This window comes from Meiothermus hypogaeus, assembly GCF_003574035.1.
In the GTDB taxonomy this organism is placed as follows: domain Bacteria; phylum Deinococcota; class Deinococci; order Deinococcales; family Thermaceae; genus Meiothermus; species Meiothermus hypogaeus.
In genome coordinates, this window is sequence record NZ_QWKY01000001.1 from 137,160 (window position 1) to 156,245 (window position 19,086).

General features: G+C 60.1%; 14 protein-coding genes and 1 other RNA gene. 8 read left to right on the forward strand and 7 right to left on the reverse strand.

Features of this window, described 5'->3' with window-relative positions; all coding sequences use genetic code 11:
* Window positions 1-310: 310 nt before the first annotated feature.
* Window positions 311-666, reverse strand: a transfer-messenger RNA (tmRNA) gene (gene ssrA / locus Mhypo_RS00540).
* 51 nt (window positions 667-717) lie between these two features.
* Here ssrA and Mhypo_RS00545 point away from each other — a divergent pair.
* From Mhypo_RS00545 to Mhypo_RS00555, 3 genes are all read left to right on the forward strand, one after another.
* The gene (locus tag Mhypo_RS00545; protein ID WP_119339406.1) at window positions 718-1,119 is read left to right on the forward strand and encodes a hotdog fold thioesterase; all 402 of its coding nucleotides are present in this window, start codon (window positions 718-720) and stop codon (window positions 1,117-1,119) included.
* Between the two features lie 201 nt (window positions 1,120-1,320).
* Window positions 1,321-2,358, forward strand: coding sequence for a 3-deoxy-7-phosphoheptulonate synthase (gene aroF, locus Mhypo_RS00550; protein WP_119339407.1), 1,038 nt, complete (start codon window positions 1,321-1,323; stop codon window positions 2,356-2,358).
* A 233-nt stretch (window positions 2,359-2,591) separates the two neighbouring features.
* Window positions 2,592-3,671 carry a prephenate dehydrogenase/arogenate dehydrogenase family protein gene (locus Mhypo_RS00555; protein ID WP_119339425.1) on the forward strand — a complete coding sequence of 360 codons (1,080 nt, stop codon included), beginning with the start codon at window positions 2,592-2,594 and terminating at the stop codon, window positions 3,669-3,671.
* 6 nt (window positions 3,672-3,677) lie between these two features.
* On the opposite strand, the gene Mhypo_RS00560 is transcribed toward Mhypo_RS00555, so the two are convergent.
* The 3 genes from Mhypo_RS00560 to secA all read right to left on the reverse strand — a co-directional run bounded on the left by Mhypo_RS00560 (window position 3,678) and on the right by secA (window position 8,497).
* A complete protein-coding gene (locus Mhypo_RS00560; protein WP_119339408.1) occupies window positions 3,678-4,499 on the reverse strand; it encodes a metallophosphoesterase in 822 nt (273 codons plus the stop codon).
* 21 nt (window positions 4,500-4,520) lie between these two features.
* The gene (locus tag Mhypo_RS00565; RefSeq protein ID WP_119339409.1) at window positions 4,521-5,396 is read right to left on the reverse strand and encodes a metallophosphoesterase; all 876 of its coding nucleotides are present in this window, start codon (window positions 5,394-5,396) and stop codon (window positions 4,521-4,523) included.
* 71 nt (window positions 5,397-5,467) lie between these two features.
* A complete protein-coding gene (secA, locus tag Mhypo_RS00570; protein ID WP_119339410.1) occupies window positions 5,468-8,497 on the reverse strand; it encodes a preprotein translocase subunit SecA in 3,030 nt (1,009 codons plus the stop codon).
* Between the two features lie 269 nt (window positions 8,498-8,766).
* Between secA and Mhypo_RS00575 the strand changes: the two genes are divergently transcribed.
* Window positions 8,767-9,453 (forward strand): TapB family protein, encoded by a 687-nt coding sequence (locus Mhypo_RS00575; protein ID WP_240637053.1) that lies wholly within the window; start codon window positions 8,767-8,769, stop codon window positions 9,451-9,453.
* 10 nt (window positions 9,454-9,463) lie between these two features.
* Here the strand turns inward: Mhypo_RS00575 and tsaD are convergent, their stop codons facing one another.
* Window positions 9,464-10,444 carry a tRNA (adenosine(37)-N6)-threonylcarbamoyltransferase complex transferase subunit TsaD gene (gene tsaD / locus Mhypo_RS00580; RefSeq protein ID WP_119339411.1) on the reverse strand — a complete coding sequence of 327 codons (981 nt, stop codon included), beginning with the start codon at window positions 10,442-10,444 and terminating at the stop codon, window positions 9,464-9,466.
* A 100-nt stretch (window positions 10,445-10,544) separates the two neighbouring features.
* Here tsaD and Mhypo_RS00585 point away from each other — a divergent pair, with 100 nt between their 5' ends.
* The gene (locus tag Mhypo_RS00585; protein ID WP_170148169.1) at window positions 10,545-11,453 is read left to right on the forward strand and encodes an AAA family ATPase; all 909 of its coding nucleotides are present in this window, start codon (window positions 10,545-10,547) and stop codon (window positions 11,451-11,453) included.
* A gap of 2 nt (window positions 11,454-11,455) precedes the next feature.
* On the opposite strand, the gene Mhypo_RS00590 is transcribed toward Mhypo_RS00585, so the two are convergent.
* Entirely contained in the window at window positions 11,456-12,400 is a 945-nt protein-coding gene (locus Mhypo_RS00590) for an acetamidase/formamidase family protein (protein ID WP_240637054.1), read from the reverse strand.
* 447 nt (window positions 12,401-12,847) lie between these two features.
* On the opposite strand from Mhypo_RS00590, the gene Mhypo_RS00595 reads away from it, so the two are divergent.
* Window positions 12,848-15,106: a xanthine dehydrogenase family protein molybdopterin-binding subunit gene (locus tag Mhypo_RS00595; RefSeq protein WP_119339413.1), complete on the forward strand. Its 2,259-nt coding sequence runs from the start codon at window positions 12,848-12,850 to the stop codon at window positions 15,104-15,106.
* A gap of 5 nt (window positions 15,107-15,111) precedes the next feature.
* On the opposite strand, the gene Mhypo_RS00600 is transcribed toward Mhypo_RS00595, so the two are convergent.
* A complete protein-coding gene (locus Mhypo_RS00600; protein ID WP_119339414.1) occupies window positions 15,112-18,105 on the reverse strand; it encodes an ATP-binding protein in 2,994 nt (997 codons plus the stop codon).
* Between the two features lie 94 nt (window positions 18,106-18,199).
* Between Mhypo_RS00600 and Mhypo_RS00605 the strand changes: the two genes are divergently transcribed.
* Window positions 18,200-18,388 carry a hypothetical protein gene (locus Mhypo_RS00605; RefSeq protein ID WP_119339415.1) on the forward strand — a complete coding sequence of 63 codons (189 nt, stop codon included), beginning with the start codon at window positions 18,200-18,202 and terminating at the stop codon, window positions 18,386-18,388.
* A 56-nt stretch (window positions 18,389-18,444) separates the two neighbouring features.
* On the forward strand, window positions 18,445-18,966 hold the full coding sequence (locus tag Mhypo_RS00610) for a P44/Msp2 family outer membrane protein (RefSeq protein ID WP_119339416.1): 522 nt from the start codon (window positions 18,445-18,447) through the stop codon (window positions 18,964-18,966).
* Window positions 18,967-19,086 lie beyond the last annotated feature (120 nt).

A 19,086-nucleotide genomic window follows, 5' to 3' on the forward strand; every position in this document is an offset into this window, starting at 1 on the left:
CATTATCTGAGGTACGCGGTTAGACAAATGCGAGTAGCGCCGCAGATGCGCTATCGGGAAGTGTAATACCGACTTTACTTGGACAGTTAGCTTTAAGGGTCGCCCCAAGCTCCCCCAACCGGCGACACCCCAGGTGCAGTCAAGCGTGTTCCTATCGCTGTTTGTAAATAGCGCGGTCGGGGTGTCGCCGCCATCTCCCTCCGGGGAGAAGGCGAGGGGTTCATGTGGATTTGATATAACGCCCGTTTGTTGCAGCAATCATGAACATAACTTGGCAAAAAAACCCGCCCTGCCGTTGGCAGAGCGGTTCTGGTGGAGGCGAGGGGAGTTGAACCCCTGTCCAAAGACCCATCCAGCAGACTTCTACGTGTGTAGTTGGTGTTTGGTTGTCGCTCAGGCTTGCGCCACCAACAGCGGGCCTGAACCCAGCACCGTGTAGATTTCGCTCCTGGCTACGGCGCCTTGCCTCGAGCTAGCCGACTTTAGGTCGTTCGTTCAGCACGCCATCGGCTGGGCTTCTGAAGAACGTCGCTGACTTAAGCAGCGAGGGCGTAGCTGTTGCTACGAGCGTTGCCAGTTATGGCTTTGCCCATTTTTACGAGGCCATGGGCTACCTCGACACGCCGTACTGCCTTCAAGAGCCCCTGTCGAAACCAGAACGCCCCCAGGCGATTAGCTATTGTAGCAGGTTTTTGGCTTCTTGGGTAGGCTAGGGCCATGAGCAAGATAGACCCCACCCGGTTAGAGCGCGACACCCTGGTCAAGACCCTGGGCATTCAGATTCTGGAGGCATCGCCACAGAAAGTGGTGGCCGAAATGGAGGTGACCCCCCGGCTGCATCAGCCCTTCGGCTACCTGCATGGCGGGGCCTCGGTGGCATTGGCCGAAACCGTCGCCAGCATTGGGGCCTACCTGGCTGCACCGGAGGGCTACACCAGCTTCGGGCTGGAAATCAACGCCAACCACCTGCGCTCGATGCAGTCCGGCAAGGTGACGGCTACCGGAACCCCTCTTCACTCGGGGCGCACCACCGCTGTCTGGAGCATCGAAATACGCGACCAAGAGGGGCGTCTGGTCTGCATCTCGCGCTGCACCCTGGCCATTACACCCATGCGCTGAGGATTGACAGTTTTGCGCGAACCCCATTACACTCATCGGCATATGCAGACCTCGAGGGGTTTCGCCAGACAAAATACCTGCTTTTTTGGGTATTTTTATTGGCCCATTCGCCCCGTGGGGTCTGTGTAGGCGTTTAGCGCACCATGCTTCCGGGGAGTTCCAAATCCCCGGAAGTTTTTTTGTGTGCAAGGAGGACAATCAATGCTAATTATTCTGAAACATGGTTCGGGGCCTCAGGAGATCGAGTCGGTGGTGGCAGAAGTGCGACGGGTCGGCTACCGGCCCCACGTCTCTGAGGGCAAGCACACCACCCTGATTGGGGCCATCGGCAAGGGGCCTACCCCGGAGCTCTTGGATCATTTTCGCGCACTTTCTGCCGTGCAGGACGTGATTCCCATCTCCAAGCCCTACAAGCTGGCTTCGCTCGAGGTCTCGCCCAAGCCCACAGTTTTGCGCTGGAACAGCGGCGCTACAGGCGGGGGCGAGGTGCTCATAGCCGCCGGGCCCTGCGGGGTGGAAAGCCTGGAGCAAACCCTTACCGCTGCCCGTTATGTCAAGAAGCACGGCGCACAGATGCTCCGGGGCGGCGCTTTCAAGCCCCGCACCTCGCCCTACAGCTTTCAGGGCATGGGCCAAGAAGGGCTGGAAATCCTGGCTGAAGCCCGTCGCCAGACTGGCCTGCCCATCGTGACCGAGGTGGTTTCGCCGGAGCAGGTAGACCTGGTGGCCACCTATGCCGATGTGCTGCAAATTGGCGCCCGCAACGCGCAAAACTTCGCCCTGCTGCAAGCGGCGGGCAGGTCGGGGCGGGCCGTCATGCTCAAGCGAGGCATGAGCATGACCCTGGAGGAGTTCTTGATGTCGGCAGAGTACGTGCTGGCCCAGGGCAACATGCAGCTCATCTTGGTCGAGCGCGGTATCCGCACCTTCGAGAAGTCCACCCGCTTCACCCTGGACGTCTCAGCGGTGCCGGTGCTTAAGAGCTGGACGCACCTTCCGGTCTGGATAGACCCCTCCCACGCAGCCGGCAAGCGAGACTGGGTGACTTCGCTGGCGCTGGCAGGCCTGGCCGCCGGGGCCGATGGGCTGATTGTGGAAACCCACCCCGAGCCCGAAAAAGCCCAGTCCGACGCGGCCCAGCAACTCACCGAAAGCCAGTTCGCCGATATGATGCGCAAGGTCAGGGCCCTCCTACCTGCCCTGGGGCGCCGGTTGACACAGGAACTCGAGCCCGCCTGAACCGCCGCCAATGGCGATTTATACCAGATTCGGTTAGTTCGGCGCCGGATGGCGGCGAACTAACCCGACCGAAGTTATCCGCGTAGCGGAGGGCGATACCGCCCCTTGGAAGGGAGTGCTCTAGGATTCAAAAAGATAGCCTCTGGGGATCTTTGGTTTGGATGATTATCTTTTTGAATCCGGTATTACCCATAGCCCCCAGCTCTCAGACCTGGACTTGCGACATTTTTATGATGAAGCCTCTGTTTGGCAAAGTCGGTATTTTTGGCATCGGCTTGTTGGGCGGCAGCGTGGCTTTGGGAATGCGCGAGCGTTTCCTGGCCGAAGAGATTCATGCCTACGACCCCGACCCCGGGGCGCTCGAGGACGCCCTGGCCCTTCAGGTGGTGGACAAAGTTCACGCCTCGCTGGGCGACTGGGTGAGCGAACTCGACCTGGGTGTGCTGGCTGCCCCGGTGGGGGTACTGGTGAACGAGGGCCAGAAGCTGGCTCGCTTTTCCGGCCCACACACCCTCTGGACCGATGTGGGCAGCGTCAAGGGGCCGGTTGTGGAGGCCCTTACGGGCGTGCTGCCCAACTTTGTAGGTTCGCACCCGATGGCGGGCAGCGAGAAAGCCGGTGTTGAGGCAGCCCATGCGGGGTTGTTGCAGAATGCCGTCTGGGTCATAACCCCTCATGGCAACACCGACCCCACTGCACTGTCCAAACTGCGCGATCTGGTGCAGAACCTGGGCGCTTACCCTCTGGAAATCCCCCCTGCGTTGCACGACCGCCTGGTGGCCCGCATCTCGCACCTGCCCTATCTGCTGGCGGTGGGGCTCAACCGGCTGGTTGCGCAGGACCCGCATCAAGACCTGCTCATGTTCCTGGCCGCAGGCGGCTTTCGCGACCTGACCCGGGTGGCCTCAGGTTCTCCCCGCATGAGCCGGGACATGGTGGTGGCCAACAAAGAGGCCCTGCGCGAGGCCATCGAAGACCTGCGGGCGGTCATGCTGGAGCTGGAAAACCAGCTCGAGGCCCCTGAAGCCCTGCTAGAGACCGCCCTGGAGGCCAAACGCACCCGCGATTCGCTGCCCATCGTCAAGCGCAGCCTGCTACCGGTGATGAACGAGCTGGTGGTTCAGGTGCCCGACAAACCAGGGCAGATTGCTACGGTCTCCACGGCGCTGGGCAACGCCGGGGTCAACATCAAAAATTTCGAGGTTCTGGCCATCCGCGACGAAGGGGGGGCCATCCGCATGGGCTTTGCCACCCCTGAAGAACGCGAAGAGGCCCGCCAAATTCTGGAGGGCATCGGCTACAAAGTGCGTTGAGAAGGGCTACTCGATTTTTAGGGGCACAAAATCGTGAATGACCAGTTCCGCCGGGCAGGCCACCCGCATGGGCGCAGTGGACAAACCCAGGCCCCTGGAAATATACGCCGGAACGGGGTCGTTTACCCAACCCCCGGCAAACTGCTGGCCATAGCTCGAGGACGTGAAGGCAGGGCCATACCAGGGTAGCACCACCTGCCCGCCGTGGGTATGGCCGCACAGGGTAAGGTCCACGGACCTGGGCACCTGGTACAGATAGTCCGGGTTGTGGCAGATCAGCAGACTGGCCGAAGAATCGGGCTTTTTTGCCAGCGCCTGTTCTGCACTGGGTTCGCCGTGCCACCAGTCTTCCACCCCGGCCAGATACAGGTCTTCCCTGAGTTGAACCCCCTGGTTATGAAGTAGACGAATACCCTGTTGATTGAGGTGCTGCTCGAGCTCGAGGGGCGGCACCATGGGCACTCGAGGGGGGTTTGCATTCGACCTTTTGGACAGTCCACCCTGGGGGGAGTTCCTGGGTTGGTACCCGTTAAAACGGTAATCGTGGTTGCCCCAGACCGCCCAGGTGCCCAGGGGGGCTTTTAGCCTGCCGAGTTCCTCGAGGGTCGGCAACACCTGATGCCGGCGGCCCGAATCGGTGAGGTCGCCGGTAATTACAATCAGGTCGGGGTGCTCGGCCAGGGTGGCCTCTACCCAGCGCTTCACAGAGCCGCGGCGGATGAAAAACCCGATATGCAGGTCGGAAAGATGAGCGACCCGCAAGGGAGCCTGCAGGCCCCGCAAGGCGCGCCGGTAATGCTGGACGGTGAAGGTGTAGCTGAAAATCACCCCGTTATACTACCGAAAGCTCTAGCCTTCGGGAATGAAGTCAAACACCACGAGTTCGGCTGGGGCGTTTATGCGCAGAGGGAGCACGGTCATGCCCAGCCCCCGCGAGACAAACCCTGGAACCGGAGGGGAGGCCGGGCCAAGACCCGGGCTGTACCAACCACCCAGATAGGCCTGTTGATAGTGCGAGGGGGTCCAGGGGGCCCCGATACCCGGCAGGTAAACCTGTCCTCCATGGGTATGTCCGCTCAGCAACAGATGAACCGGCAAATCCTGGTAAAAATCCCAAAAATCGGGGTTGTGAACCAGAGCCAGACTGGCCTTGCCCTTCCGATACCCATCCAGGGAAGCTTTGGGGTTGGCTTCCTCGGCCCAGTAGTCGTCTACCCCACTCAGGTACAGGTCGTCGCGCACCCACAAACCCTGGTTGGTGAGCACGCCTACCCCATGTTTGGGCAACTGTGCGCCCAGGTATCGCTTGACCTGGGGCAGCCCGTTATCGTGGTTGCCCCAGATGGCAAACACCCCCAGCGGGGCCCGCAGCCCGCCCAGGGCCGCCAGCAAACCCTGCAGGTCGGGACTGGCTGCGCGGTAGAAGCCCTTGAGCCATTCCAGGCGCAACCCGGACTCGACCAGGTCACCGGTAATGACCACCAGGTCGGGCTTTTCGGCGTTGGCCGCCCGTACCCAGGCCTGCACCGAGGTCGCGTGTACCCAGAAACCATAGTGCAGGTCGCTCAGCTGAACCACCCGCAAAGGTCGGTCAAGTCCGGGCAAGACCCGGCGATGGCGGTTAATCTGAAACTGGAAGCTGCTGCCAACCGCCAGCGCGCTCGCGCCTGAAAGAGCTACCCCCCCAAGGCCAAGCAGGGTCAGGAAGCGCCGACGGCTCAACATGCTTCTTTAGTGTACGTCCAGACCCAAACCAAACCTACTGCGCGCGAACATCGTAAGCAGATAGCGCAGGGCTATCCCTTGCTTTTCTTGCGTTCCTCGCGCTCGAGCCGCCGCCGCTCGGCGCGGCTCAGACCGGAGTAGGCCGAGGCTGCTTTTTGCTGACGGCGCACAGTAAAGGGGTCACGGTTGCCCTGAGCGGAAGCTACACCGGCCTCGGAACCGCTGTACTCGACCCCCTGGGCTACGGGAGCCGGCACAGGTTGCTGGTTAACCTCGACCTGGAGGCGGAACAAGAACTTGGTTACTTCGCTCTTGATGCCCCCAATCATCTCGTTGAAAAAGCGGGTGCCCTCGAGCTTATACTCCTGGAAGGGGTCACGCTGGCCGTAGCCACGCAGGAAAATGCCCTGCTTGAGCACGTCCATGCTGTGCAGGTGTTCTTTCCAGGCGTTGTCCACTACCTGTAGGGTCACGAAGCGCTCCACCGCCCGCATTAAGCCCGGGCCCTGCCGGTTGAGTTCGGCCTCGCGGGCTTCATAGGCACTACGGGCAGCCTCCACCAACTTTTCGATGCCCTCTTCGGCCTTGAGCTTGCGCAGGCCCTCGAAGTCGAAGTCCTTTAGAGCAGGAATGTAGTCCACCAGGCTCGAGCGCAGCCCTTCAATATCCCAGTCGTCGGGGTGCTGCTGGGGGTTGAGGTAGTTGGCGGCCACTCCGTCCACGGTATCCTCGATCATGGCCAGGGCCCCCTCGCGCACCACCTCGTCGCTGCCGAGCAGCACATTGCGGCGCTGGGCGTAGACCACCTCGCGCTGGCGGGCCATTACCTCGTCGAGGCGCAGGAGTTGTTTACGGGTATCAAAGTGGCGATCCTCAACGCGCTTCTGGGCCCGTTCAATCGAGCGCGTGACCATCTGATTTTCGATGGGCTCCGAGTCGTCGAAGCCCATACGGTCGAGCATGCCCACAATGCGCTCGGAGGCAAACAAGCGCATGAGGTCGTCGTCGAAAGAGACGTAGAAGCGGCTGCTACCGGGGTCGCCCTGGCGGCCCGAACGTCCCCGCAACTGGTTGTCGATGCGGCGGGACTCGTGGCGCTCAGTACCGATGATGTGCAGGCCCCCCAGTTCCTTGACCCGTACCTCGTCGGCAGCGCAGGTATCGCGCAGGCGGCGGATTTCGTCAATCACCGACTGGCGTATGCCGATTTCGGCAGCCAGTTTGAGGGCTTCCTCCTCGTCCCCCTGTACCAGTTTTTTGATGAAGAGTTCGATGCGCCACTCGGAGCGGGGCTCGAGGCCCTCCTTACGCAGCAAATCGGCCGCCAGGTACTCGGCATTCCCCCCCAGCTTGATGTCGGTGCCGCGCCCGGCCATGTTGGTCGAGATGGTGATGGTCTTGCTCCGACCGGCCTGCGCCACGATCTCCGACTCTTTTTCGTGGTACTTGGCGTTCAGGACCTGGTGCGGGATGCCTTTGCGTATCAGCTCCAGGGTGTGCACGGCTTTTTTGAGGTACTCCCAGGCCACCCGGATATTGCCCTTGGGGGGGATGGTGGACTCGTGCTGCTCGAGCTCGCTGTCGCGCAGGGCACCGGGGCGCTCGAGGGCTTTCTTGAGCCTATCCCACTCGGGGCCGCTTTGCTTCTCGATGGCCTTAGCGAGTAGCTGAGCGCGGGCCTCCAGGCGGGGCAAAAAGTGGCGGGGCTCTTTGAGCATGGCCGAAAGCCGCTCCGACTTCTCTACCGAGATGGTGCCGACCAGCACTGGCTGGCCTTTCTGGTACTTTTCGGCAATCTCTTCCACTACCGCAAAGAATTTGCCCTTTTCCGAGCGGTAGACCACGTCGGGTGCGTCCTGCCGAATCACCGGACGGTTGGTGGGAATACTCACCACGTCCATCGCATAAATTTCCTGAAACTCCTTTTCCTCAGTTTTGGCCGTGCCGGTCATGCCTGCGGTTTTCTCGTAAAGGCGGAAGAAGTTCTGGTAGGTGACGGTAGCCAAGGTCTGGTTCTCGCGCTCGATTTTGACCCCTTCTTTGGCCTCGATAGCCTGGTGCAGCCCCTCGCCAAAGCGACGACCCGGCTGAAGGCGACCGGTAAACTCGTCCACGATGATGACCTGACCCTCCTGCACGATGTATTCACGGTCGATAAAGTAGAGCTCCTTAGCCCGGATGGCCTGGGTGAGCATGTGGGCGAGTTCCATGTGCTCGGTATTGAACAGCCCCTCGACCCCCAGCAACTTCTCCGCTTTGGCAATACCTTGCAGGGTGAGGTGCACGGCCTTCTGTTTTTCCTCGATGGTGTAGTCGCCGGTGGGTTCGCCCTTGGTTCCGACAGGCGGTTTCTCGCCGCGCTCGAGTTTCCGGGCGATTTCGGCCATGCGGTAATACATATCGGTGGCTTTTTCCGCCGGCCCGCTGATGATGAGGGGGGTGCGGGCTTCGTCCACCAAAATGGAGTCCACTTCGTCGATGATGGCGTAGTGCAGGGGCGTGTCGTGACGCAGCACCAGTTGCTCCGGGGCCACCGCCATGTTGTCGCGCAGGTAGTCGAAACCCAGCTCGCTGTTGGTCACGTAGGTTACGTCGCACAGGTAGGCCTGGCGTCGCCCCTCGGGGCTCGAGTGGTTCTGCACCACCCCGATCGTCAGGCCCAGGCCCTTGTAAATGGGCCCCATCCACTCGGCATCACGCCGGGCCAGGTAGTCATTCACCGTCACCAGGTGAACCCCTTTACCTGCAATGGCGTTCAGGGCCACCGCCAGAGTGGCCACCAGGGTCTTGCCTTCACCGGTCTTCATCTCGGCGATCTTGCCCTCGTGCAAGACCGCGCCCCCGATGAGCTGTACATCGTAGTGGCGCAAACCCAAAAACCGTTTGGAGGCTTCGCGGGTCAGGGCAAAGGCCCGGGGAAGGAGTTCATCGAGGCTGCTGCCGTTTTGGTAGGCTTCTCGCAGTTTGGCGTATTCAGCAGCCAGGTTCTCGATGCGTGAAATTTCGTCCTCGAGGGCATTAACCGGGGCCACCACTTCTTTCCAGTAGCGGGCCACCTTGCGTTCGTTGTTATCCAGAAGCTTATTAATCCAGGCCAACATATCCAAACGCGATTGTACCCTGTCTGAATGAGAATGAATGGGGTATTTGGGTACTTTAGAGCGTTATTCACAAGAATCCAGCTATGCGGCGTGAGAAATCTTCTGTCATAGACAGAACAAGTACATTATTCGGAATGTCACTTGGAGTTCAACCGATTTGATCGTAAGCACCACAGAAAAGCCAGAAACCGTTCTTTCCTGGAATACCCACAGAAAGCTCCCAACCAGATTCTAACGTTTTGCTGACCAGCTTTTTATACACTCTGGACATGTTCCGGGTATTGTTCATGCTATTTCTGCTGGGCAGTCCAGCCCTGGCTCAGCTTTGTGACCAACCTTTTTCACCGACCAGGCCGGGCTGGGAATGGCAGTACCGGGTTACCGGAGAACGCGGTAGCACCTATTCGATCCGCAAGACCAGCATCACCGATGGCAGCTTTACCCAGGTTCGCCAGACTGCGGGTGGTAGGGAGGAATTGAAATACCGTTGTACCCTTGAAGGCATCTTCCCAGTAGATTTCGGCGGCAGTGGGAGCAACCGGGTCGAGGCGGGAGGGCAGCCGGTTAGCTACGACCTCGAGGTGGTCAAGGTGACCGGAGTCGCCATACCCGACTACGACACCTGGGCAGTGGGCAATAACTGGAGGCTGGTAATTGAAGTACGTGGAACCGGTCAGCAAGGGCCTTTGCGCTTTAACATTAGCGGAACCCTCGAGACCACCTACCGGGTTGTGGCCCTGGAAAACGTCAGCACCCCTGCGGGTCGTTTTACGGCCTACAAACTCCAGACCACCTTTGCTACCCGAATGCGGGCCAACGCTGGCCCCATCAGCATTCCCTTCAACTTCGAAAGCCAGGGCACCAGCTGGTATGCCGAAAATGTGGGGCTGGTCAAAAGCATTCAAAAGTCCCGTGAGGGTGAAAACGTTACCGAGCTGATCGCTTTGCGGAAGTAAGGCGTAAGGCTCAAGGCGCGCGACTCAGCGGCAGATAGGCCGCCGCCGGCAGGTTGAGCTGGTTTTGCGGGTTCTGCGCCTGGGTACGCCAGGCCGCCAGGGCAATCATGGCTCCGTTGTCGGTGGCCAGACCCCTTGGTGGGAACAGAATTCGCAGTCCAGCTGCCTGCAAGTGGGCTTTAAGCGCTGCATTTTGCGCTACCCCTCCGGTCACCAGCAGCGTTCTGAGGCCGCTGTGCAGGGCCGCACGGGTCACCACCTGAGCGATATGCTCCACCGCCACTTGCTGGAACCGGGCGGCAATGTCGGCCGGTGCATAGCCCTTTTCAAGGGCCCTGGCCACAGCGGTCTTCAGGCCCGAGAAACTGAAGGCAAAGCCTTCCTGGCCCTGTAGCGGAACCCCCAGGGGCACCCTGCTGGCGTCGCCTTGTTGGGCCAGTCTTTCTATTTCGGGCCCCCCGGGGTAGCCCAGGCCGAGCAGCCGGGCCGACTTGTCGAAGGCTTCACCGGCGGCATCGTCCAGGGTAGCCCCCAGCAGCCTGTAGGTTCCCCAGGCGGGCACTTCGAACAGGTGGGTATGTCCACCGGAGGCAATTAGGGCCAGGAATGGGGGTTCGACCTCGGGGTGTTCGGCCAGCGCTGCATAAATGTGGCCCTCGAGGTGATGCACCGCAACGAACGGCTTGCCCAGGGCAAAAGCCAGCCCTTTGCCGTAGGTATAACCCACCAATAAGGCCCCTATCAGGCCCGGCCCCCGGGTAGCGGCAACCAAATCGAGTTGGGAAACTTCAATTCCCCCCTCCAGAAGTGCTTGTTGCACCAAACCATCAATCACCTGGGTGTGTTCGCGGGAGGCCAGCTCGGGCACCACCCCCCCATAGCGCTGGTGCAGCAGGGTTTGCGAGGCCACCAGGTTGACCACTACGCTTCCGTCTCGCACCAGGCCCACGCCGGTATCGTCGCAGGAGGTGTCTATGCCCAGAATCCACACAGTCCGATTTTCCTTAGCTGAGCCTTTGGGGTCAAGCCAAAAACCTAAATTGCGGATTGGAGCCTGCCCGCGCGCCGGATGCCGCGGGTAGTATAGGCATGTGAGTGAGGCTCGATTCCAACTTTCGGCCCTGCAAACTGCACTTTCGCAGGTTTTGTTTGGGCAGGAGCGGGTTATACAGGAACTACTGGCTACCACGGTGGCGGGCGGTCATGCCCTACTGGAGGGGCTGCCGGGGCTGGGCAAAACCCTGCTGGCCAAAGCCTTTGCCGAGGCCAGCGGGCTTTCCTACCGCCGCATCCAGTTCACCCCCGACCTGCTGCCCGCCGACGTAACCGGAACCGAAATTCTGGAAGACGGGCAGTTCGTGTTTCGCCAGGGGCCCATTTTTGCCCAGGTGGTGCTGGCCGACGAGATCAACCGGGCCACCCCCAAAACCCAGTCGGCACTGCTGGAAGCCATGCAGGAGCGCGGCGTAACCGTCAGCGGCATCCGCTATGCCCTGCCCGAGCCTTTTATCGTGCTGGCCACGCAGAACCCCCTGGAACTCGAGGGCACCTACCCCCTTCCGGAGGCGCAGTTAGACCGTTTTATGTCGAAAATTACCGTGCAGGCACCCCCCCGGGCCACCTGGATAAAAATTCTTTCCGAAGAGCCGGCCGACCCGGAGCCGGTGCCCGGGCTGGATTTGCTCCTGGCCCGTGCCGAATCGCGGCAGGTGGTGGTGAGCCAGCCTGCGCTCGAGGCCATTGCCAACACCGCCCAGCTTGCCAGCGAAGAAAAGCATATTCGCATGGGGCTTTCTCCCCGGGGAGCCAAAGCCTGGCTGAACCTGGCCAGAGCCCTGGCCTACCTCTCGGGCCGCGCGCACTTAGACTGGGACGACCTGCGCAGCGCAGCCATGCCCACCCTCTCGCACCGGCTGCTCCTGACCGAAGAGGCCCAGTTCGAGGGCATTCAGGTAGCCCAGATTATCCAGGATTTACTGCGCCGCACCATGCCCAAATAGGATTATTGGCTGCTCGAAAGGCGCTCCAGCACCTTTTTGGGCATCTTGCAAATCATGGTGTAGGCCGGATCGAAGATGTTGCCCAGGTCGTAGCGCACACACTGCCCCAGCAGTTGCGAAGCACTTTGAGTATCCAGCCTGTATTGCGAAGTAAGCCAGCGCAGCATCTCACTGGTGGCGTGCTGTACACACTGGTCGAGGGGCCGGGCGTTGCCCACGGTGAAGATATACGCCGCGTTCTCTCCCCTGGGCCATCGGATGGCCTGGCCTTTGATGAGGTCTACTGAAAACTGCACATCCATGGAGATTTCGATGCCGGTGCCGGCTATTTCGCCATCACCTTGCAAGGCATGTCCATCCCCCAGGAAAAACAAAGCGCCCTCGACCAGCACCGGAAAATAGACCGTGACGCCTTCCTTAAAACCCCGGTAGTCCATGTTACCGCCGTGTGGCCCCGAGGTGGCGGTGGAGATGGCCTCACCGCGTCCCGGAGCCACCCCAAAGCAGCCCAACATGGGTTCCAGGGACAGCTCGAAACCCTCTAGCGGCCCTGCAGGCGAACGCAGGCGAGCAGTATTGGCTCGCAAATCAACCTCCCAATCCAGCCAGCGCTGCGAGCCTCTGGCCTGGGCCAGTATGGGCACATCGTCGGGGTCGACCACATTGGAAGCCAGCACCACCCCCGACCAGCCGCTGGTACGGTTGGGTCTGAGTTTTTCCAGCCTGACCGCCAGCGTATCGCCCACCTGTGCCCCTTCGACAAAAAAGGGCCCGGTCATGGGATTGCCCCTGGGGGTAACCTGCTGCAAATACCGATCCAGGCCGCCAGCATCCACACAGGTCGTAATCACGGTATCGCCCGGTGCAATGCGCAAAACGGGGGGATGGTTGCCAAGGGTGTGGTGGTAATGGGTGGGCTCGAAGGTATGAGTGGACATGGTTCCCATAGCATACGCATCCTTCCAGAGCTTATACCGGATTCAAAAAGACAGTTTACAAAATCAAAAACACCAGAGGCTGTCTTTTTGAATCCTAGAGCACACCCCTCCCTTGAGTACCGGCGCTAGCCGGGGGCCGATGGCCCTTCACTGTCGGTCGGCGAAGAAAGCGTCTCCCTTCCAAGGGGCGTTATCGCCCTCCGCTACGCGGATAACTTCCAAGGGGCGGTATCGCCCTCCGCTACGCGGATAACTTCGGTCGGGTTAGTTCGTCACCAAATGGTGACGAACTAACCGAATCTGGTATTACAAGCAACCCTGGACAGGTTTTTCATAGGCTTGTCTCGGGGGCCCAGTTCTCGAGCCGGTAGGCGCGGTCTGGGCTCTAAACCACCCTGCCGCATCCCGCGTAAGGCAGATTCCCATTACTCCCCATGTAGTGGGTAACATAGCAGCATGTCGAACCGCTATATTGGCCAACCCATGAAGCGCCTCGAGGACGGCAAGCTAATCCAAGGTCAGGGACAATACCTTGCCGACTTAACCACCGAAAATCTGCTCCACGTGGTGCTGGTGCGAAGCCCATACGCCCATGCCCGCTTGGGCCAGATAGACACCTCCGAGGCCCTGCAAATACCGGGTGTAGTTGCCATTTACACTTCAAACGACCTTCCACACATATTTGCCCCGGCCTCGGGAGCACGTGACAGCAAGGTAGCCCCACACCCAGTTTTGGCAAGGGATACGGTTCGCTATGTGGGTGAACCTGTAGCGGCGGTGCTGGCCACTTCCGAGGCTGTTGCCCAGGATGCTGTCCAACAAATTTTTGTGGACTACGAGCCTCTTCCGGCTTATCCCGAGCCCCTGCAGGCCGAGCAAGCGCCCGCCATTCACCCCCACCTGCAGAGCAATGTGGCCCTTGCCCGCAAGACCTCAGCCGGCCAGGTCTCAGAGGCTTTTGCGCAGGCCCATCAGGTAGTGCGTGGGCGGCTGGTGCAGCAGCGGGTGGCACCCAGCTCAATGGAACCTAGGGGCATTCTGGCCAGTTGGGACGGCATCCGCGAGGTCCTTACGGTCTGGTCGAGCACCCAGATGCCCCACGACCTGCGCAGTGCGGTTGCGGAAAAGCTGGGGCTGGCCGAGAACCAGGTGCGGATAATTACCCCCGATGTAGGTGGAGCCTTTGGGGCCAAGATTAACGTTTATCCCGAGGAAATTCTGGTGGCATACCTGGCCAAACACCTGGGCAAAAGTGTGCGCTGGGTGGAAGGGCGCGGCGAAAGCTTCAGTGCCACCATCCACGGGCGGGCCCAGGTGGCCGAGCTCGAGATGGCCTTCGATGCCGAAGGAAAAATACTGGGTCTGCGGGGGCGGGTGGTGGCCGACCTGGGTGCTTATGCCCTCGAGACCACCCTGGGCAATGCCCCCGGCACCATCCTGATGCTGCAAGGCCCCTACGAAATCCCGGCAGTGGAGCTGGAGGTGCTGGGCGTTTACACCAACGCCACCGCTACTGGGGCCTACCGAGGTGCAGGACGGCCCGAGGCTACTTATTACCTGGAGCGCCTGATGGATATGGGCGCACGGGAGCTGGGCCTCGACCCGGCAGAAATTCGCCGCAGAAACTTCATCCAGGGCCCCTTCCCCTACAAAACCCGCACCGGCGCCAGGTACGACTCGGGGGCCTACGCCGAGGTTTTGCAGAAGCTGCTCGAGGTGAGCCGCTATTCAGAACTCCGGGCCGAGCAAGCCCAGGCCAGAAGCCAGGGGCGGCTTTTGGGCCTTGGGCTGTGCAGCTATGTGGAGATTACTGGCTATGGCTGGGATACCGGCGGGGTACGCATCAACTCCGACGGCAGCGCCGTTATTTTTACCGGCACCTCCCCCCACGGCCAGGGCACCCAGAACGCCTTTGTGCAGATTGTGGCCGAGCGGCTGGGCCTCGCACCAGAGCGCATTAGCGTGGTGCAGGGCGATACCCTGGCTATTCCCTACGGCATGGGTACGGCGGGCAGCCGCACGCTCTCGGTTGGGGGTTCGGCGGTGCTCAAAGCCGCCGACGAGGTTCGGGCCAAGGTGCAAAGAATCGCCGCGCATCTGCTGGAGGCCGCCCCCGAGGATATAGACCTGCTCGAGCAAGGCTGGGGGGTGCGCGGCACCGATAAATCGGTAAGCTTAGAGCAGATCATCGCAGCTGCCCTCAACCCCCGCAAGCTGCCCCCCGATATGGAGCCAGGGCTGGAGGGACACGCCAGCTTTGCCCTGAAGGAGGCCAACTATCCCTTTGGAGCCCACCTGGCCGTGGTCGAGGTAGACCCCGAGACCGGCCAGATAAGCATTCTTCGCTACATTGCGGTAGACGACTGCGGGGTGGTGATCAACCCCATGCTCTTCGAAGGGCAGCAGCACGGGGGCATTGCTCAGGGCATCGGGCAGGCCCTCTACGAAAGCATCGTCTACGACAGCGAAGGGCAAAACCGCACGGCCAACTACCTGGAGTACGCCCTACCCAAAGCCGATCAGATTCCCTGGATGGAACCCCACCGCCAGCAAACTCCCTCGCCCACCAATCCCCTGGGTGTAAAAGGGGTGGGCGAGGCCGGGGCCATTGCCGCCACGCCGGCGGTGGTCAATGCAGTGCTGGATGCGCTAGGCATGGCTCACCTGGATATGCCCCTCACGCCGGAGAAGGTCTGGAAGCAAATATCACTCTAGCAAGCTCAATTGCTCACTTCTGAAAACCCTGCAAGAATTTCCTGGTAGGCGTGCTCGAGGGAGGTGCTACGGCCGTTCTGGTAGGCCCGCTCAAAGGCAGAATGGCCCATGATCAGAACCACTTCTTTTACCGTTTGCTCGCGCAGGCTCCGTTGCTCTGACGAAACAGCCAGCCCAATAGAGGCCTCGAGCTCATCCCGTACCCCAAGGGCCCAGGCTGCTTGCTCGGGCCTCCCCCGCTTATGAGCAATCCTGGCCAGGGTTTCAAAGCACTCATTTAGGCCATGTCGTACTCCGGCACGACGGTAATGAGTTAAGCTTTGCAGAAGCATTTCCCAGGCCCTGGTATATTCTTGCTGCTCACACCAAAGATTAGCCAGATTATGGGTAGAAATACCCAGACCCCAGAAATCTCCTAATTCCTGATTGAGCTCGAGGCTTTGCTGGTAGAGCTGGCGGGCTTCTTGCCAGTAGCCCTGTTCTTGGGCCAGGTTACCCAGATAGTTATGGAGTGCGGCTACTGATCGCTTTTCACCCAACCCGCTGAAAATGGCCAAGCTAAGCCGAAAGTGGGCTTTAGCAGCTTCATTTTGAGACTGCCCACGAAGCGCCACCCCCACGTTCATTAAACCCAAGGCCTCCAGATTCCTGTCGCCAACTTCTTGAGCAATGGCCAGACTCTGGCGTGCGTAGTATTCAACCCTGGGGTAGTCTGCCTGGTCACGAGCGCTCACAGCCAAATTGTTCAGCGCGATGGCCTCTCCCCGCCGATCACCGAGGTCTCTTCGAGCGGCCAGGGATTGCCCCAGGTAGTCAAATGACAGGGCATACTGACCACAGGTACGCGCCATGATACCGGCAGCGTTGTAGGCCTCGGCCAGAATAGCCGGAGACACTCGAGACGTTTTAGGCAACACCTCTTTGAACCAGGAAAGTATCTCCTGGGCATGACCCTTTACCTGCCAGAAACGCCACAAACGCGCTGCGAGCTGTAAGCCCAGCTCGATCTCAGCACGCTGGCTCCACCATAAAACAGCCTGGAGGTTTTCGTACTCTGCGGAAAGGTAGCTATACCACTGGGCCTGGTCTGCACCCGTCAGCTTGGGGGCAATGCGGGTTGCCTCGGCCAGATACCATTCCAGTAGCCGTTTTCGGGTTGCCTCGGTCAGGCCCTGGGTCTCGAGCTGGGCCAGGCCAAACTGGCGTATCGGCTCGAGCATACGAAAGCGCAACTGAGAACCCTCCTCGAGCGGCAGCACCATCGAGGTACGCACCAACCGGGCGTGGCACTCAGCCAGTTCTCCCATCTCAAAATTTTGATCAGCGCACAGCATTTCGGCGGCCTCGAGCGACCAACTCCCCACGCACACTGCAAGCCGCACAAATAAATTTTTTTCGGGCTCCTGGAGCAAGTTGTAACTCCATTGCAAAGCCGCTTCCAGGGTCTGGTGGTGGCGCTCTCCACCCCGCTGGCCCCGCGTGAGCAGACGCAGACTGTTGTCCAGGCGGGCAACAATCTGTTCCAGGGATAGCACCCCCACCCAGGTTGCCGCCAATTCCAGAGCCAGCGGTAAGCCCTCCAGACGACGGCAGATTTGTGCTATGTGAACCGCATTCTGTATGTTTAGTCGGTAGTTAGATCGGTACTGTCGAATACGCTCGACTAAAAACTGCACCGCCTCAAAGCGATTGAGATTCTCGGGGCTGAGATCAGCTTTGGGATCAGGAACTTCCAGAGGAGCCACTACCCAGGCGATCTCCCCCACGATCCCCAGTGGTTCACGGCTGGTAGCTAGCAAATGCAACTCTGGCAACGACTTTAGCAGCTGAATGGCAGCCTCGGCACAGCCGTCAATCAGATGTTCGCAGTTGTCCAGTATCAGCAAGGTTTTATGACCCCGCAGCCTCTCAATAATACCCTTTAGGGGTGTTTGAGAGGTGGCGTGCACGCCCAGTGTCTGGGCGATGGCTGGCAGTATCATCTGGTCCTCGCTCATGGCTGCGAGTTCCACCCACCAGACCCCGCCCGTATACCGGCCCTGGACTCTGGTAGCCAGTTCCTGGGCTAGGCGGGTTTTCCCCGAACCGGCTGCTCCTGTTAGCGTCAAGCAGCGGGTGGTGGATAGCAACTGAAGGGTTTCTTCCAGTGCCGCTTCGCGGCCAATTAAGGGGGATAACGGTACCGGCACCCATCCTTGAGCTCGCGCAGGCCCGGCAGGTAATGACAGCTCGGGCGGGCTTGGCAATTGCTGCAAAACCTGTTCATACACGGCCCGGGTACGCTCATCGGGCTCTTCACCCAATTCGCGCACTAAGGCTTCGCGCAGGGCCTGAAACTGCCTGATAGCCTCCATCTGTTGCCCCGTGCGTGCGTAGATCTGTATCAAGGCCAGATGAGCGGCCTCGGTGGTGGGTTCTTTGGCAATGGCCTGCTCCAGGAAGCGGCAGGCCTGGGCCAGATCGCCCCGCTGTTCCAGTAGTTGGGCCAGCTCGAGCAGGGTCGACAGATACAGCGAGCGAGCCTCGTCACGCTGTGGCTCCGTCCAATCCTCGTAAATGTCTTGCGGCAGCAGATCGCCCTGGTAAAGCCTTATTGCCGCCTCGTAAAGGGCCAGATCGCCCTGTCTGCGGGCCTGGGCCTGTAACCTCAGAAACTCCTGATAATCCACCTCTACAGGGCCCGCATACAGCACCAGAACCTCGTGCTCGAGGGTTAGGAAGCGCGACCTGACTCCCTTGGAAAGCCCGGGCTCGAGCATCCGGCGGGCATGATAGAGATTCTGATGCAGGTTGTTCATGCCCGACTTCTCATCAAGTTCGGGCCAGAGTGCGTCCAGCACCTGGTCTTGGTGAAGACGTAACCCAGGCTGGAGGGCCAGCAACTTGATGACATCACTGGCTTTCTTCCTACGCAGGGCCTGGATAGACACAGTCTGGTCGTCCAGGCTCAAACGAAAGGAGCCCAGCAGCCCAATGCGCAACTGCGGCTGAGAAGACATCTAAGTTCATTTTAGCAAGGTAGTAAGTGCAAGTAAGTGACCGATAAGTGTCCCAGGAGATGATGTGCAACATGAGCCTGCTGAGGAGCGCTTTATGGACAAAACCAAACACCTGCCCAAGCAGCAAACCACTTTCTTGGTTCGCTGTTGGCTGCTCCCAGGTGGCAGTCGGCGCTACCAGGTGCGTCATGTGCAAAGCGGTCAGGAGGCCCAGACCGATAGCCTCGAGGCCGCCTTGGACTGGATGGAGCAGTTTCGCCTGGAACCGTCCAAGCCCGAGTAAAACCCTCCAGCAACCACCTCAACGTCACTTCAGGCCCGGCCCCGAGGAATATTGGTATGAAAAAAATCTTGTTGCCCCTAGTCTTGATCGTCTTCGGTCTCCTTGCTCAAAGCCTTGCCCAGCGCCCCTATCTGGGCGGAACTTTCGCTTTTGCGCTCAACGACAGCACCGCTACCTTCGGGGTTCAGTTCGGGGCCAACTTCACCCCAGCCTTTGGAGCCAGGGGCAGCCTGACTTTCAGCTCAGGGGGAGGATTAACCGGATTCGGCTTTGGGGTGGATGGTCTATATCTGATCACTACGCCCAACTCTCCCATCAACCCCTACATCGGGGCGGGGGTCGGGCTGGGTTTCCTCAGCGGCTTTGTACAGGGGGCCTCGGTCTCGGGGCTGGTGTTTGGGGCCGATGGAATCCTTGGGGTCGAATACCTGCTCAACCGCCAGTTCGCGCTGTTCGCCGAGGCCCGTCCCGGTTTCGTGACCGGCACCGTCAGTGGGACATCAGGTGGATCAGCAGTTTCGCTCCCGATCAGCGGCACCACGGTAGAACTGCGGGTCGGGGCAAACATTTATTTCTAAGGCAAGAATGCAGTTTCAAACGATCAAGGAGGAGATATGAAGGCTTTCATCAGAACCGTCGGTCTTGTTCTCAGTCTAGCAGTCCTGAGCGCTTGTGGCGGTAGCAGCACCCCCCCACCC